General features: G+C 34.2%; 15 protein-coding genes. 8 read left to right on the plus strand and 7 right to left on the minus strand.

Going from position 1 to position 15565, the window contains the following annotated elements; translation table 11 throughout:
* Nucleotides 1-278: 278 nt before the first annotated feature.
* The 4 genes from SB689_RS04650 to tpx all read right to left on the minus strand — a co-directional run bounded on the left by SB689_RS04650 (nt 279) and on the right by tpx (nt 4298).
* Entirely contained in the window at nt 279-1490 is a 1212-nt protein-coding gene (locus SB689_RS04650; RefSeq protein WP_410690996.1) for a DUF763 domain-containing protein, read from the minus strand.
* A 161-nt stretch (nt 1491-1651) separates the two neighbouring features.
* On the minus strand, nt 1652-2056 hold the full coding sequence (locus SB689_RS04655) for a glyoxalase superfamily protein (protein WP_410690997.1): 405 nt from the start codon (nt 2054-2056) through the stop codon (nt 1652-1654).
* A 60-nt stretch (nt 2057-2116) separates the two neighbouring features.
* A complete protein-coding gene (locus SB689_RS04660; protein ID WP_410690998.1) occupies nt 2117-3628 on the minus strand; it encodes a T9SS type A sorting domain-containing protein in 1512 nt (503 codons plus the stop codon).
* A 172-nt stretch (nt 3629-3800) separates the two neighbouring features.
* Entirely contained in the window at nt 3801-4298 is a 498-nt protein-coding gene (gene tpx, locus SB689_RS04665; RefSeq protein WP_410690999.1) for a thiol peroxidase, read from the minus strand.
* 168 nt (nt 4299-4466) lie between these two features.
* Here tpx and SB689_RS04670 point away from each other — a divergent pair, with 168 nt between their 5' ends.
* Nucleotides 4467-6686, plus strand: a complete 2220-nt coding sequence (locus SB689_RS04670) for an NADP-dependent isocitrate dehydrogenase (protein WP_410691000.1) — start codon at nt 4467-4469, stop codon at nt 6684-6686.
* Nucleotides 6687-6958: 272 nt separating this feature from the next.
* Here SB689_RS04670 and SB689_RS04675 read toward each other — a convergent pair whose 3' ends face one another.
* Nucleotides 6959-7297, minus strand: coding sequence for a winged helix-turn-helix transcriptional regulator (locus SB689_RS04675; RefSeq protein ID WP_410691001.1), 339 nt, complete (start codon nt 7295-7297; stop codon nt 6959-6961).
* Nucleotides 7298-7402: 105 nt separating this feature from the next.
* Between SB689_RS04675 and SB689_RS04680 the strand changes: the two genes are divergently transcribed.
* The 7 genes from SB689_RS04680 to SB689_RS04710 all read left to right on the plus strand — a co-directional run bounded on the left by SB689_RS04680 (nt 7403) and on the right by SB689_RS04710 (nt 13193).
* The gene (locus tag SB689_RS04680; protein ID WP_410691002.1) at nt 7403-8149 is read left to right on the plus strand and encodes an SDR family oxidoreductase; all 747 of its coding nucleotides are present in this window, start codon (nt 7403-7405) and stop codon (nt 8147-8149) included.
* Nucleotides 8150-8339: 190 nt separating this feature from the next.
* The gene (locus SB689_RS04685) at nt 8340-9323 is read left to right on the plus strand and encodes a heme-binding domain-containing protein (RefSeq protein ID WP_410691003.1); all 984 of its coding nucleotides are present in this window, start codon (nt 8340-8342) and stop codon (nt 9321-9323) included.
* Nucleotides 9323-9763, plus strand: coding sequence for a hypothetical protein (locus SB689_RS04690; protein ID WP_410691004.1), 441 nt, complete (start codon nt 9323-9325; stop codon nt 9761-9763). Before SB689_RS04685 ends, SB689_RS04690 begins: the two co-directional genes overlap by 1 nt.
* Before the next feature lie 153 nt (nt 9764-9916).
* Nucleotides 9917-10933 carry a sensor histidine kinase gene (locus SB689_RS04695; RefSeq protein ID WP_410691005.1) on the plus strand — a complete coding sequence of 339 codons (1017 nt, stop codon included), beginning with the start codon at nt 9917-9919 and terminating at the stop codon, nt 10931-10933.
* Nucleotides 10914-11681, plus strand: coding sequence for a LytR/AlgR family response regulator transcription factor (locus tag SB689_RS04700; RefSeq protein ID WP_410691006.1), 768 nt, complete (start codon nt 10914-10916; stop codon nt 11679-11681). Before SB689_RS04695 ends, SB689_RS04700 begins: the two co-directional genes overlap by 20 nt.
* A gap of 117 nt (nt 11682-11798) precedes the next feature.
* Nucleotides 11799-12572, plus strand: coding sequence for a DUF1223 domain-containing protein (locus tag SB689_RS04705; RefSeq protein ID WP_410691007.1), 774 nt, complete (start codon nt 11799-11801; stop codon nt 12570-12572).
* Between the two features lie 228 nt (nt 12573-12800).
* Nucleotides 12801-13193, plus strand: coding sequence for a DoxX family protein (locus SB689_RS04710; RefSeq protein WP_410691008.1), 393 nt, complete (start codon nt 12801-12803; stop codon nt 13191-13193).
* A gap of 284 nt (nt 13194-13477) precedes the next feature.
* Here the strand turns inward: SB689_RS04710 and SB689_RS04715 are convergent, their stop codons facing one another.
* Nucleotides 13478-14470 carry an MBL fold metallo-hydrolase gene (locus tag SB689_RS04715; RefSeq protein ID WP_410691009.1) on the minus strand — a complete coding sequence of 331 codons (993 nt, stop codon included), beginning with the start codon at nt 14468-14470 and terminating at the stop codon, nt 13478-13480.
* Between the two features lie 43 nt (nt 14471-14513).
* Nucleotides 14514-15515: an aldo/keto reductase gene (locus SB689_RS04720; protein WP_410691010.1), complete on the minus strand. Its 1002-nt coding sequence runs from the start codon at nt 15513-15515 to the stop codon at nt 14514-14516.
* Nucleotides 15516-15565 lie beyond the last annotated feature (50 nt).

Raw genomic sequence — 15565 nt, forward strand, 5'->3', positions numbered from 1 at the left:
TAAAAATAGAATTTTTATTGGAATTGATGAAGGAATTATTAAACATTAATTTAAATAATAATTTATCTGTTCTTTTACCTTGAAGCAAAAGAACCAAAAGTTCAAGACTGGAAACTCCGACTAAAAATTAAAATTTAATCCTAAAATCCCCAAAACTCGCGCGAATTTAGTATTTGTTCTTCGATTCTGAATTTATCTCGCGCTCAAACAGTGGGAATTTTTTAACGGTTTAAATTGTAATTTTCTTAACGTCTCCGCTTCCTAAGTCGAAAAAAGTGTTAGAATAAAGAAAGCTGAATCGATTTTGGACTGGAAGGTTTTTTAGCATCTCCGAAAACCGTTTTTCCACCAAAACGCCAAGAATTTTGTCTTTCGTCTTCAATTACTTCCAGTATATCAAAATTTGGGATAAAATCCTTTTCTGTGGCTTCAACAATCTGATGAAGTTTATTTAAGGTTTTTAATTTATCTGAATTTCCAAGCTTAGATTTTTCAATTCCTGATTTAAGAATTTGAATACTTTCATCATAAACATTCGTCGGAACAGGAAACGGATGACCGTCTTTTCCGCCATGAGCAAAGGAAAATCTTGCAGGATCTTTGAATCTTGAAGGCGCACCGTGAATCACTTCGCTTACCAAAGCCAAAGACTGCATTGTTCGCGGTCCGACACCTTCTAATAATAATAAATCTTCGAAATTCTGCGGTTGATTTTCGCGGGTTACATACAAAAGCGCTCCGAGACGTTTTAAATCAACGTCAGAAGCCTGAACATCATGATGATTAGGAAGAATTAATCGTGAAAAATCACTCATAATTTCTGCGGAATCTGTGTGAGAAATATCTAGAATACCTTTTCGGTTTTCTGATGCTTCTGAGTCCGTTAAGTTTAAAATTGTTCCTCTCGAAATTCCATTGATTCCTGTATGAGGTTCTTCAATAAAGGATTTTATGTTTTCCGAATGCCAATGGTAGCGTCTTGCAGTTCCGTCGGATTCATGCATTCCTTGTTGAACAACACTCCAATTTCCGTTGTCTGATAAAATAAAGTTGTGTAAATATAATTGATAACCATCCTGAATTGCCGTATTATCAACCTTTGCGGAAAGTTTGCTGGCTCTAACCAATTCTGTTCCGTTCAAGCCTGTTTTATCAGCAATTTGAAGTAATTCTGATGGCGTTTCTCTGGAAAATTTACCCTTTCCTCCACAAATATATAATCCGAGCGATTGCGAATTGGGATTGATAGATCGTTTCAAAGCGCCCATCACGGAAGTTGTAATACCTGAAGAATGCCAATCCATTCCCATCACAGCACCAAAACTTTGAAACCAAAACGGATCAGAAAGTCGACGAAGAACTTCATCTTTCCCGTAATCTGCTAAGATAACTTCAATAATTGAAAGTCCGAGAATCGACATACGCTCGTACAACCATGGCGGTACTTTGCCATAGTGAAGAGGTAAATCTGCTGTTCCGGAACGTTTCATTTATTGTGTGTAAAGTTAGTTTTAATATGAAGATATTTTGATGAGTTGAATCATTAATTTAAATTTGTGTTGATTTTTTTTCTCCCACAGATTTCACAGATCTGCACAGATGTTTGTGGTTATTTGTGAAAATATTTGTGTGCGTTTGTGTTTAAATCAAATTAATGGTTTGAATAAAGATTTAAATTTTTATGCTTTTCTTCATCAAACTTTTCATTAAAAATAATTTTATTTCCGAAAGGATCATCGACGGTGAAAGAAATAGCGTCATAAAAGGTTTTCTCCAACCCGGGACGGTTGTATTTGTATTTTTTGTCGATCAATTCTTTGTGATAATCCGGGATACCTTCACCCCAGATGAAAACGCGGCTTCCGGGAGTTCCATCACCGTGATGTTCGCTTAAATGAAGAATAATATTGTCTTTTTTAACTTCCATATAAACGGGAGTATTGTCTTCGAAATGATGTTCCCAAACGATTTCAAATCCAAGCCAATTGATATAAAATTCTATTGTTTTTTGATAATCAAAAATTCTTAAAATTGGGATAACTTTTTCTGCATTCATAATTTAGGTTTTATTTCCAATAATAAGAAAAAGCACCCTTTTCAGGATGCTTTTTTATCATTAATTTTTAATTATTTTCTTTGTTATGCTTTTATCTTTATTTTTAATTTTCAGCATATACACTCCTTTAGGAAGATCATGAACGCTGATACTCTTTTCATTTTTGCCGGATTTTATCAAACTTCCACTTGCAGAATACAGCTCAAAGTTTTCCAGTTTCTGATCAGAATACAATACATCTTTTACAGGATTCGGATATAAAGAAAATTCTTTTTTGTCTGCTACCAAATCATTAGTCCCTAAAGACAAAGGTGTTGATCCATTGAATCTTGCCAGAAAAATATTAGTTGTCCCCGCAGATCCGCAAACCATTATCTTTCCGTCACTCATGACATCCATATCCTGAATAACAGACAAATTACCATATCCCTGCTGAGTTTTCCCGTTGGTTCCGAAAGTTGTATCTAAATAACCGCTGCTTGTAACTCTTATTAAACCTATATCATTATAAGATCCTGAACTAATAGTTCCTGCCAATAAAATTTTACCGTCTGAAAGCAATTTCATAGCATAAGCCGTATCATCAGATGATCCTAGGGCAGTTGTAAAAATACCTGCTGTATTAAAAGAAGTATCTAATGTACCGTTAGCATTCAATCTTACTACGGCAAAGTCATCTCTGGTGCTAGTTGAAAGCAATGCAGATCCACCCATTAAGATTTTTCCATTACTTTGAAATGCTATTGCAACAGGTTTATCATTAAATGATGGAGCAATTACCACAACATGCTTTCCGTCTGTACTGAATGATGTATCTAAAGAACCATTTGTATTGTATTTCGCAACACCAAAATCAGCAAAATTATTTGATGATCCCGCTCCGTAAGTATAGCTGCCTACTGCAAATTTACCGTCGCTATTTATGGCAATACAAGTCGCTGCATCATGATTTCCTGCAATATCTGTTGTAATCTTCCCGTTGGTTCCAAATGTGTTATCGAATGTTCCGTCTACGTTTATTCTTGCAATCGCAATATCTCTGAAAGATCCTGTGAAAGAATGCCCGGCTACCAGAATTTTACCATCATTCTGTATGGCAACAGCATTTGCTACATCCTCATTTGTACCAAACGCAATGGTAAGCTTTCCTGTTGCATTGAAAGTAGTATCCAGTGTTCCGTCTGCATTTAATCTGACAACAATAAAATCTTTTCTGTTTGCGCTTCCTGCATCTTCCCAATATCCTACCGCTACAATTTTTCCATCAGGCTGTATTTTCATATCATTTAGTACAGCATTTTCTCCGCCTAAAGATATTGATGTTGAACCTCCTGTTCCAAAAGTAGTATCTAATTGATTTGATGAACTAAATCTAAAGAATTTAAAAGTACGATCTGTACCATAGCTTCCAATCACCATTTTTTGATTGGCATCAATCTCAATAGATTTTCCGTAAGCTCCACTATTATGGACATAAAATCCTGAATTGCCGTAAGTTGTATCTAAAAACCCGTCCTGTGAGAACCCTAATGCAAACGTTAGGGTTGATAAAAATGTGAAAATTTGTTTCATTAATTATTTAGTTTTTTGCAAAACTATCTTTTTTACAAATAAAATACAACAATCACAATAAAACAATTCAAAATATTCATTAACAAACAATTAATACATGAATCATTTTCACAGAAAAAAGCCCTGCGAAATATTTCACAAGGCTTTCCATAGAAAAATTATTATTTCTAAATTATTTTAAAGCTGAAAGAGCTGCATCATAATTTGGCTCATCAGCAATTTCTGAAACCTGCTCTGTGTAAACAACTTTATTATCAGCATCAGTTACGATTACAGCACGGCTTAAAAGTCCTTTCAATGGAGAATCTGTGATCGTTAATTCATTATCATCACCGAAACTGCTTCTGAAATCTGAAAGTGTTTCAACATTGTTCAAGCCTTCTGCAGCACAAAATCTTCCTAATGCGAACGGTAAATCTTTAGAAACATTGATTACAACAGTATTTTCTAAACTTGAAGCTTCTTCGTTGAATTTTCTTGCAGAAGATGCACAAGTCGGAGTATCAATACTTGGGAAAATATTGAAAACTTTTTTCTTTCCTTCAAAACTTTCCAATGTTTTTACATTCAAACCTGAATCTACCAAAGCAAAATCTCTGATGGTAGTTCCCACTGACGGTAAAGTTCCTATTGTGTTTACTGCGTTTCCTTTTAAGGTAATATTTGACATAATTTATTTTTTAAGGTTTTTCAAATTTAATGAAAATCAAAACTTTTTTAATGAAACAAAGGTTAAATTAATCTTAAAGTGGAAATTCTTATTTAGGATTAATCTAAAAAAATTAAATTTTAACTAAATTTGTGGAACTTAAAATTTCAAATAATAAATAACAGTATAATGTCAGACAAATCAAAAATCTATTACACCCTTACGGATGAGGCTCCAATGTTGGCTACACACTCGTTTTTACCGATTGTAAAAGCTTTTACAAAATCAGCAAATATTGAGATCGCGGTTCCGGATATTTCTTTGGCAGGAAGAATCTTAGCAAACTTCCCAGAATTTTTGAAAGATGATCAGAAGATCGGTGATGCATTGGCAGAATTAGGTCAATTGGCTACTCAACCGGATGCAAACATTATCAAATTACCCAATATTTCAGCTTCTGCACCTCAATTGGATGCGGCTATCGCTGAATTACAGTCTAAAGGTTTCGCAGTACCAAATTATCCTGCAGAGCCTAAAAATGACGATGAAAAAGCTATTAAAGCTAAATATGCTAAAGTATTAGGAAGTGCTGTAAACCCTGTGTTAAGAGAAGGAAACTCTGACAGACGTGCTCCAAAAGCTGTTAAAAACTACGCAAAAGCAAACCCTCACAGAATGGGAGATTGGGCTTCTGATAGCAAAACTGACGTTGCTCACATGGACAACGGAGATTTCTACGGAACTGAAACTTCTACCACTCTTGAGAATGCTACAAAATATAAAATCGTTTTCAAAGGAAATGACGGTGCTGAAACTTTATTAAAAGATTTCGCAGGTCTTCAGGCTGGAGAGGTTATTGATTCTTCTGTAATGAACTTAAACGCTTTGAGAGCTTTCGTTCAACAAGCTATCGATGAGGCTAAAAACAGAAACGTACTACTTTCTGCTCACCTTAAAGCTACGATGATGAAGATCTCTGATCCAATTATTTTCGGGGCGATTGTAGAAACTTTCTTCAAAGATGTTTTCACTAAATATGCTGAAACGTTCAAGTCTTTAGATGTTAATCCAAACAATGGTCTTGCTGATCTTTTTGACAAAATCAAAGGAAATGCTCAGGAAGCTGATATTAAAGCTGACATCGAAACTGCTTTGGCAAACGGACCAAGAGTGGCAATGGTAAATTCTGACAAAGGAATTACGAATTTCCACGTTCCTTCTGATATCATCGTTGATGCATCTATGGCGGCTTTGGTAAGAGGCGGAGGTAAAATGTGGAACAAAGAAGGGAAAGAAGAAGATACAGTTTGTATCATTCCAGACCGTTCTTATGCAGGTTTCTATCAGTCAGTAATTGATGATATGAAAGCTCACGGAAAACTAGATCCTACCACAATGGGTTCTGTTCCGAACGTTGGTTTAATGGCTCAAAAAGCTGAAGAATACGGATCTCACGACAAAACTTTCCAAGCTACAGCCGAAGGAACAATTGAGGTTCAGGATGAAACTGGAAATATTCTTCTTTCTCAAAAAGTAGAAAGCGGAGATATTTTCAGAATGTGTCAGACTAAAGATGCTCCAATTCAGGATTGGGTAAAATTAGCAGTAAACAGAGCAAGACTTTCTGAAACTCCAGCTATTTTCTGGTTAGATAAAGGAAGAGCTCATGACAGAGAAATGATCAAAAAAGTTGAAAAATATTTAGCTGATCACGATACAAACGGACTTGACATTAAAATTCTTGATGTTAAAGACGCAATGACGGAAACGTTGAAAAGAGCAAGAGAAGGAAAAGATACAATATCTGTTTCAGGAAACGTATTGAGAGATTATTTAACAGATCTTTTCCCAATCCTTGAGCTTGGAACTTCTGCAAAAATGCTTTCTATCGTTCCGTTAATGAATGGTGGTGGTTTGTTCGAAACAGGTGCCGGAGGTTCTGCTCCAAAACACGTTGAACAATTCTTAGAAGAAGGTTATTTAAGATGGGATTCTCTAGGTGAATTCTTGGCTTTACAGGCTTCTTTAGAACATTTAGCACAAACTCAAGGGAACACAAAATCTCAGGTTTTAGCTGATGCATTGGATGAAGCAAATGCTAAATTCTTAGCAACAGATAAATCTCCTGCAAGAAAAGTTGGACAAATCGATAACAGAGGTTCTCACTTCTATTTAGCAATGTATTGGGCTGAAGCATTAGCTAACCAAACTGCTGATGCTGAATTAGCCGCACAATTCGCTCCGGTTGCTGAAGCAATGCAGGAAAACGAAGAAGTAATTAATGCTGAATTAATTGGTGCTCAAGGTAAACCTCAAAATATTGATGGTTACTTCAAAACTGATACATACAAAACGTATGAAGCAATGAGACCAAGCACAGTTTTAAATGAAATTATTGACGGAATTTAATTTTCGAATATACTATAAATGAAAGCTCCTTTTTTAAGGGGCTTTTTTTTTTTTTTAACACAAATAATCACTAATACTTTTCACAAATAACCACAAAGAAAAATATACATCTCGTTTGTCATTCTAGAAGAATCTAGGCTAAATATTATTTTATGTTTTGGCTAAAGCCAATTGGTTATATATTATATTGAAAACGGGCTAAAGCCCGTTCCTATTGATATAATAAAGTTGTATTATTTGTGCTTAAAATTCGTGAATATTTGTGTTTAATTCTAAATCTTATCCTCCACAATCACTCTCCTATGCTCCCTACCCCAATTAATCATTTCTCCAATAATCTTCCCAAAAGTCCGGCAGTATTCTGTTGGAACATATTCAATTAAAACAGGAGTATCGGGGTAAACATTTCGTTTTACCAATTTGTTCATTTCCATATCTTTTAACTCTTTTGAGAGCATTCTTGTGGTGATTCCGGGGATGCTTCTTTCAATTTCACGGAAACGTTTGTTGCCGTTACAAATGGCATTAATAACAGGAATTCTCCACTTTCCGCCAATAAAATAAAGGGTGTCCTGCAATGCTCTAAGCTCTTCGGTTTGATCTCTTTCCATGTCTGTAAATTTACGTGATATAATTGATGATACTGATATACTCTGTGATACTGGTTACAAAAGTATATCAATTTGAAATAACTTTGTCAAAAAAGTTTAAAAGAAATGAAAAAGTTTAGTAACAAACTAGCCATCGTAACTGGTGGAAACAGCGGAATCGGATATGCAACCGCAAAAGAATTAATTGCAGAAGGTGCAAAAGTAATCATCACAGGAAGACGAAAAGAAGCGATTGAAAAAGCGGCAGAGGAATTGGGAGCAATTCCATTTGTAGCCGATCAGGGAAAATTAGAAGATATTGAATCTTTGAAGACAGAAGTTGAAAATCAATACGGAAAAGTTGACATCCTATTTATCAATGCCGGAATTACCGGAACTTTAGGATCAATTGAAAACATGAGTTCAGAAAATTTTGATCAAGTAATGAATATTAATTTTAGAGGAGCATATTTCACATTAAGTAAATTTATTCCTCTATTAAATGATGGCGCATCCGTTGTCTTTTTATCTTCGAATGTTGCAACAACTCACAAACCAAACAGCTCGGTTTATCAGGCAAGTAAAGCAGCTTTGAACTCAATTGCAAAGACAGCTGCTGCAGAGCTTGCGCTAAGAAAAATCCGTGTAAATATGGTAAGTCCGGGACCTACTAAAACAGAAATCATGACCAAAGCCGGCTTAGATGAAGCTACTTTGGATGGTCTTAATGATTGGCTAATTAATGCAATTCCTTTGAGAAAAATGGGAACCGCAGAAGACGTTGCCAAGGCAGTCATCTATTTATCAGACAATACTATTGCAAGTTTTATGACAGGAACCGAAATTCTGATTGACGGCGGAATGGTTCTGTAGGTAGGAAGAGAGGAAGCTGGAAGAGGGAAGATTTTATACATCGTTAAACTTCCAGCATCCAGCTTCAAACTTCCTATCTTTTTAATTCCCAAAATTCCATTTTCACCTATTCATTTGTCCGGTTCACCTAATTTCAGATTCCAAAACATCCTTCAACAAACTACTTTTGAGACATAAAAATAAAATCATTATGGACTCAATAAAGAAAAAAAGAACCGCAAAACCAATAGCCATTGTATTTTTGGCGGTTTTAGGAATCTTTGTCGTTTTACAGCTTTTCAATAAGCCATTAGAGGGAAAACCTGTTGCAAAAAAGATCGAAGCACCTCACGAAGTTCTCGCAATCCTGGAAAATTCATGTTTTAATTGTCATTCAAATCAACAAAATTTAAGTTGGTATGATAAAATTGCCCCGATTTCTTGGGGGGTGAATAAAGATGTAAAAAGAGCGAGAGAAGTTCTCAATTTTTCAGAATGGAATTACTCAGCAGGTGAGCATCAGGGAAAAATGTATGCCATTTTAAACATGATGCAAAGCGGAAAAATGCCGCTTCACAATTATACATTACTTCATCCTTCTGCAAAAATTACTACAAAAGATATTGAAACGATTAAAAAATATACACTTTCATTATCCAGCATTGCTCCTGTAAAAAACGAATTGAAAAATATTCATCAAAATATCGAAATTTCAGAAAATAACACACCTTCAGAATTTCCGGTTTCTCCAAACGGCGTAAAATACACAGACGATTATAAAAGCTGGAAAGTCATCAGTATGAGTACGCTTTTCGATAATTCAATCCGTGTAATTTACGGAAATGATATTGCTGTAAAAGCTATCGAAACGGAAGATTTTCACCCTTGGCCAAACGGAAGCATTGTTGTAAAATCTGTTTGGAAACAGGAGAAATTAGCTGATGGAGAAGTGAGAGCAGGAGAGTTTGTGAATGCTCAATTTATGGTTAAAGATTCAAAAAAATATACCGATACGGAAGGTTGGGGATTTGCAAAATTTTCAGGAAAAGATCTTCATCCGACAGGAAAAACGGCTTCATTTGCCAAAGAATCATGTATCGCTTGCCACCGTCAGTTAGCTGAAAAAACAGGATACTTATTTGACGTTCCAATGAAAGTAAATACAGAAAGATTAATTAAAAACCTTCAGAAATAATGAAAAAAATACTATTCATCATCATGTCAGTTTGCGCTTTATTCACTGCCTGTAAAATTGACGAACCGGATAAAGATTTAAAACGCGTTGTTTTTGATCCTGGAAATTTGAAATTCATTTCAACATCATTAAATACAAAAAAAGAAACATCATCCGCTCTATACGGAAACCAAAAAGCTTTAGAATCATTATCAAATGAAAATAATCAACTTAAAATGGGTTCAGAGATAAAATTAGTAACATGGAAGTATCACGAAAACCCACAATATATCGGAGGAACAATAACTGGTGAACTTTTAAGCGTAGAAACCATTAAGACAGATAAAATCGGAAATATTTCTTATCAAATACAAAATTCTTCTAAAACCGAAAATTTTCAACCTAATAAAGAAGAAAGAATAAAATATATCATGAGTTATAAACCCGTCGTGAGACCTTAATAATTTTTTAGTGAATGGTGAATTTTGCTTCGCAAGTGAATGGTCAATCTATAAGACTCCAACAATTTACAAGTGAAGCGAATTGACTATTCACAATTGACAAAAATAATAATTAAAAATATTAACTTAACATTTTTAAAATTCACAGTTGTCATGCAGCAACAAAAAATAAAAATTTCACAAGCCGTTATTTGGGTAAGTTCCCTGTTTTTGGGAATATTATCTTCGGTTCCACAACTCGCTTCCCATGCTTTCAATTGGGAGGAGGCGATCGTGAATTCAGCGATAACAGCTGCATTTTCAATCATTATGTGGTATCTCAATATCTATATGCTGAACCGCAATTCGGGGAAAAGAAGACAAAATATTTCTTATTCAAGACTGTTGGTCGTTTTGGCTTTTGGGATGGTCGTGATGTTCGGTCTGGCGTGGATCCAACAACTTATTTTGTCCCATATCAATTTTGGTCCAACCATGCTGATGGTCGAGGTTAGAGGGATTTTGATCAACCTTGTTTGCTATATGTTTTTGACTTTGCTTCAAAATAATTACGCAGGTCAGCAAGTTCAGCTTGAATTGGAGAAAGTAAAAAGCGATAATTTAGGCGCTCAATTTGAATTATTAAAACAGCAGATCAATCCGCATTTTCTTTTTAACAGTTTGAATACTCTAAAATCAATGGCAGAAACCAACGATTCTGAAACTGTTGATTTTATTATGAAACTATCTGATTTTTACCGTTTTACGTTGGAAAGCAGAAAGTTAGATCTTATCACCGTTAAGGAAGAAATGAAAATTCTGGATTCGTATCTTTTTCTCCAAAAAGCGCGTTTTGGTGAAGGAATTACATTTACGAATGAATTGAATGATGAAGTTTTAAAAACATTAATTCCCCCTTTTACATTGCAATTATTAGTTGAAAATTGTATTAAGCATAATATTGTTTCGAAAAGCAAGCCTCTTAACATTAAGATTTATAATGCAGAAGATAAAATCATTATTGAAAACCCGATTCAGCGAAAAATGATTCCCGAAGATTCTTTGGGAGTGGGTTTAAATAACGTAAATATGCGCTACAAACATCTTATGGAAAAAGAAATCAACATTCTTGACGACGAAAAAATATTTCAAATAAAACTCCCCCTGATCCATGAATATAATCATTATTGAAGACGAATTTCGAGCAGCAAAATCCCTGCAGAATTTGATTTTAGAATTAAGACCCGAAGCCAAAATCATCGATGTTTACGATAGTATCGAAAGCAGTGTTGAAGCTTTGTCAAAAGGTATCAAGCCTGATTTAATTTTCATGGATATTCACCTTTCAGACGGACTTTCTTTTGAAATTTTCAAGCAGGTGGAAATCACTTGTCCGGTGGTTTTTTGTACCGCTTTCGATCAATATATGTTGGATGCTTTTAAAAGTAAAGGTGTCGATTATGTTTTAAAACCATTTTCACGTGACGACATTGCCGAAGCTTTCCGGAAAGTTGATGAATTAAAGAAATTTTTTCAGAAATCAGAAATTCCCGACTTGGAAGCTCTTTTACAGAAAATAACACAGCCCCAAACGGCTGCGAAAAGTAGTTTTCTGGTTTTTAAAAATCAAAAATATACAACAATTCCGACGGAGAATATTGCATATTTTTTCATTCATAATGAGATCACACATCTAATGACTTTCGATAAACAGCATTTTCAGCTTACTCAAACTCTGGGGCAGGTTGCAGAACAGGTTTCTCAAAAACAATTTTTCAGGGTTAATCGACAATACATTATAAATTTCAGTGCAATCAAAGAAATGGAGCATTATTTTCAGCGAAAAATCTATGTGAAATTAACGATTGAGACTCCCGAAAAATTATTAATCAATAAAGAGAAATCACATAATTTTTTTACTTGGCTGGAAGATCGCTAATAGTTAAAAAACTTCAGTTTTATATTTTCAAGGTTCACCTCGCAATTTGTCCGGTTGAACCTTTTTTGTATTCTTTTGCGTCGAAAAGGTGTCTACTTTTGAATCAAATTAAAAGAAATGATACTAAAAAACTTAATAGGAACAGCAGCTTTTGTAGCATTAATGTTCATCGTCTCCGCTTTTGTTTATAAGAACAAAGCTGAAGAATCTCATCAAAATTTGTCTTCCAAAAACAACGGTTTTGCCGTTCTGGAATTATTCACTTCAGAGGGTTGTTCAAGTTGTCCGCCCGCAGATGCTTTGATGGGGAAAATTGCAGAAGAATACAAAGATAAACCGGTCTATATTCTTGCTTACCACGTTGATTACTGGAATCATCTTGGTTGGAAAGATAAATTCAGCAGTGCAGAAAATTCACAGCGCCAACAGCAGTATAGTAGTACTTTAAATTCACAAGTTTATACTCCGCAATTGGTTGCTAATGGAAAAAAAGAGTTTGTGGGTTCAGACCAAAATGCAGTGGAAAGTGCTATTCAAAATGCGCTTTTTAGTTCAAATAACATCAAAATAGATTTAGAAGCAAAAATTCTTTCAAAAGAAATTACTGTTAATTATAAAACTGCAGAAACCAATTCTCAAAATAAATTACTCATTACTTTGATTGAGAAAAAATCGTCCTCCAATGTGGCAAAAGGCGAAAATGAAGGACATCATTTACAGCATTGGCAGATCGTTCATCAGCAAAATCAAATTTCACTAAAAAGCACTTCGGAAGGAACAACAAGTTTCCCGTTACCTGAAAATTTTAATCCTAATGATTGGGAAGTAATTGGTTTGATACAAAATACAAAGTCTGGGGAAATTTTAGGTTCTGCTAAAGTTTTATTTTAAACTAAATTTTTCAAGTTAAACGCAAAGACGCAAAGTTTCTTTAAACAGTTTATGCTTTTAAGGCGCAAGGATTTTATCTGCGATAAAATTGATTGTAGACAATAGCAATTTAATTAAAAATTGAAAATCAATGATTTTCTTGCGCCTTAAAACATTCTATTATTAATTATTCTTTGCGCCTTTGCGATTAACCAAATTAAAAAATCAACAATTTAAAAACAAATAAAAATGACAACAAAAACAACAAAAATCATCTATTGGTCAAGCGCAATCTTTATGTCTCTTTGGTTTGGAGCGAGTGGCTTTTTTGAACTGACAAAAAATCCTGTGGTTTGGGACATTACGCTTCAGTTAGGCTATCCATCGCATTTCATTTACATTCTTGGAATATTTAAACTAGCGGGAGTAATTGTTCTTTTACTTCCAAACAGATTATTGAGATTGAAAGAATGGGTCTTTGCAGGAATGTTTTTCGATATTATTTTTGCATTCTTTTCTAAAATTGCAGTTCTCGGATTTGCTTCAACCATTGACGCGATTTTAGCATTTACTGTTCTTTCAATCACTTACCTATTATTTAGAAAAATTTATCCTCAGGAATTAATTTTTGAAAAAATTTAAAGTAAAAATAAATTTCATCCGTCTTTACTATTGCACAACGATATGTAACAATATCAACTTTTCTTATGTTAAAATAAATCCTCCCAGCAATGAGAGGATTTATTGTTTAATTATTTAGTGGAAAATTTAAGTACTTTTATTTGAACCATTAAGAAAACTTAAGAAGTTAAGTTTAATTAAGATAAATCATTTTGATTTTTAAGCTAAAAAAAAATATAACCTAAAAGCTTAATATTCTTAACTACTTAAATAAAAACTTAATGGTTAAAGAAATTTTTCACTTTTTAATTCATAAATACTTCCGGAAACCATTCAAAAGCATTACCTTTTTTCTTTGTAAAACCTAATCCCGGCCAAGGCAAGTGATAGGCAAAAGCTCTGGTTTTGGTTTCAGCCAATTGCTGAAGCAACTTTTTACGCGATGCGATTGCAATATCAAGATCTGTATCTCCGAAATATCCCCAATCCGGATGCGGAAAAAGAATAACGTCTGAATGAATGAGATCTGCGATATAGAGCAGTTTCTCGTTGCCCGAAGAAATTGTCATAACCGTTAAGCCAGGCGTATGTCCGGGCGCCAATTGAAAGTTAAAATTATCATACAAAGATTTATTTAAATCATAAAATTTTAACTTTGGCTGAATGGTTTTCAATACATTTTGAATGCCTGGAATAATTTGATTAAGAACATCAGGTATTGTTTTTAATATACTGTTACTAAAATCTTTAATCGTCGCCTGCATCCAAAAGTCATGTTCAACTTTTGAAATGAAAATATTGGCATTCGGAAAAACCAGTTTGTTTTGCTTATCCACCACTCCACCAATATGGTCAGGATGTGCATGGGAAAGAAAAACATCTGTAATATCTATGGGTGAAAATCCTGCTTTTTGAAGGCTTTTCACTAAAAATCCGGTTCTTTCATCAGCGAAAATTCCCATTCCGGCATCCAGTAAAATCAGTTTATTTTTTGTTTTTACCAACAGAACGTTCATCGCCATATCTACATATTCATCGGATCGGAAATTATCTTTAAGAATTGATTTTAATTCTGAAACATTTCCTCTCGGAGCAAAAGATTCCAGATTTTTCTCATGAATAAATCCATCGGTTAAAATGAATAGATCAAGTTCACCTAATTTTATCTTTTTAAAACCTGAAAGATCATCTTCCCGATTCAATTGTGGCTCATTGATGGCTGCGAAAGTATTGGAAAAAGGAATAACACTCAACGTTCCCGCCAATATTCCTGTTTTTAAAAGTTCTCTTCTGTTCATGGTTTAAGCGTTTTTGTTTTAATTATCAAATTAAAATTTTCATTTAATTATTCACTAATTTCATAGAACCTTCGCTGTATCTTTCTCCAATGTTTGGATATTTTTTCAAGATAAAATCAATGGTATCAAGATCAGATTGAGAAAGCTCAATATTCGTTGCAGCAATGTTTTCTTCTAAATATTTGATACGTTTTGTTCCTGGAATCGGGATGATGTCTTCGCCTTGATTCAGAACCCAAGCTAAGGCCAGCTGTGTTCCTTTTATTCCTTTAGATTCTGCTAAATCATTGAATTCTTTGGCTAAATTTTTATTATTTTTCAAACTTTCATTTTGATAACGAGGAAGAGATTTTCTGAAATCATCATCACCGAAGTTTTGAGCTTCATTAATATTAGCAAAAAGACCTCTTGCCAAAGGTGAATAAGGAACCAACGTAATTCCAAGTTCTCTGATGGTAGATAAAATTTCTTTCTCCACATCTCTTGTAAGAATAGAATATTCTGACTGTAAAGCCGTAATCGGATGAATTTTATTAGCTTTTCTAATAGATTCAGGTGATGCTTCGGATAAACCTAGATATTTTACTTTACCTGCTTTTACAAGATCTGCCATTGCTCCAACCGTTTCTTCAACAGGAATATTTGGGTCAACTCTGTGAGCGTAGTAAAGATCTATTTCATCAATCTTTAATCTTTGAAGACTTAAATCTACAGCCTTTTTGATCCATTCCGGAGAACCGTCGAAATAAGTTCCGGGAGCCCCACTGTGACTTGCTTTTCCATCCTTAAACCTGAATCCGAATTTTGTAGCAATAAAGATCTTATCACGATTCGGAACCAAAACTTTTGAGATTAGTTTTTCATTTTCTCCGTTTGCGTACATATCGGCAGTATCCCAAAAATTGACTCCAAGATCCAACGCTTTATGTAAAGTGTTGATACTTTCCTGTTCGTCCGCAGGTCCATACGCAAAGCTCATCCCCATACAACCTAAACCTATTGCAGATAACTGCTCTCCTGTGTTTCCTAATTTTCTGAATTTCATAATTGATTGTGATTTTAAATTATAAGAACAAAATTAGAACAAGAACTTTT

The sequence above is a fragment of the Chryseobacterium sp. SIMBA_038 genome, from assembly GCF_046535115.1.
Taxonomy (GTDB): domain Bacteria; phylum Bacteroidota; class Bacteroidia; order Flavobacteriales; family Weeksellaceae; genus Chryseobacterium.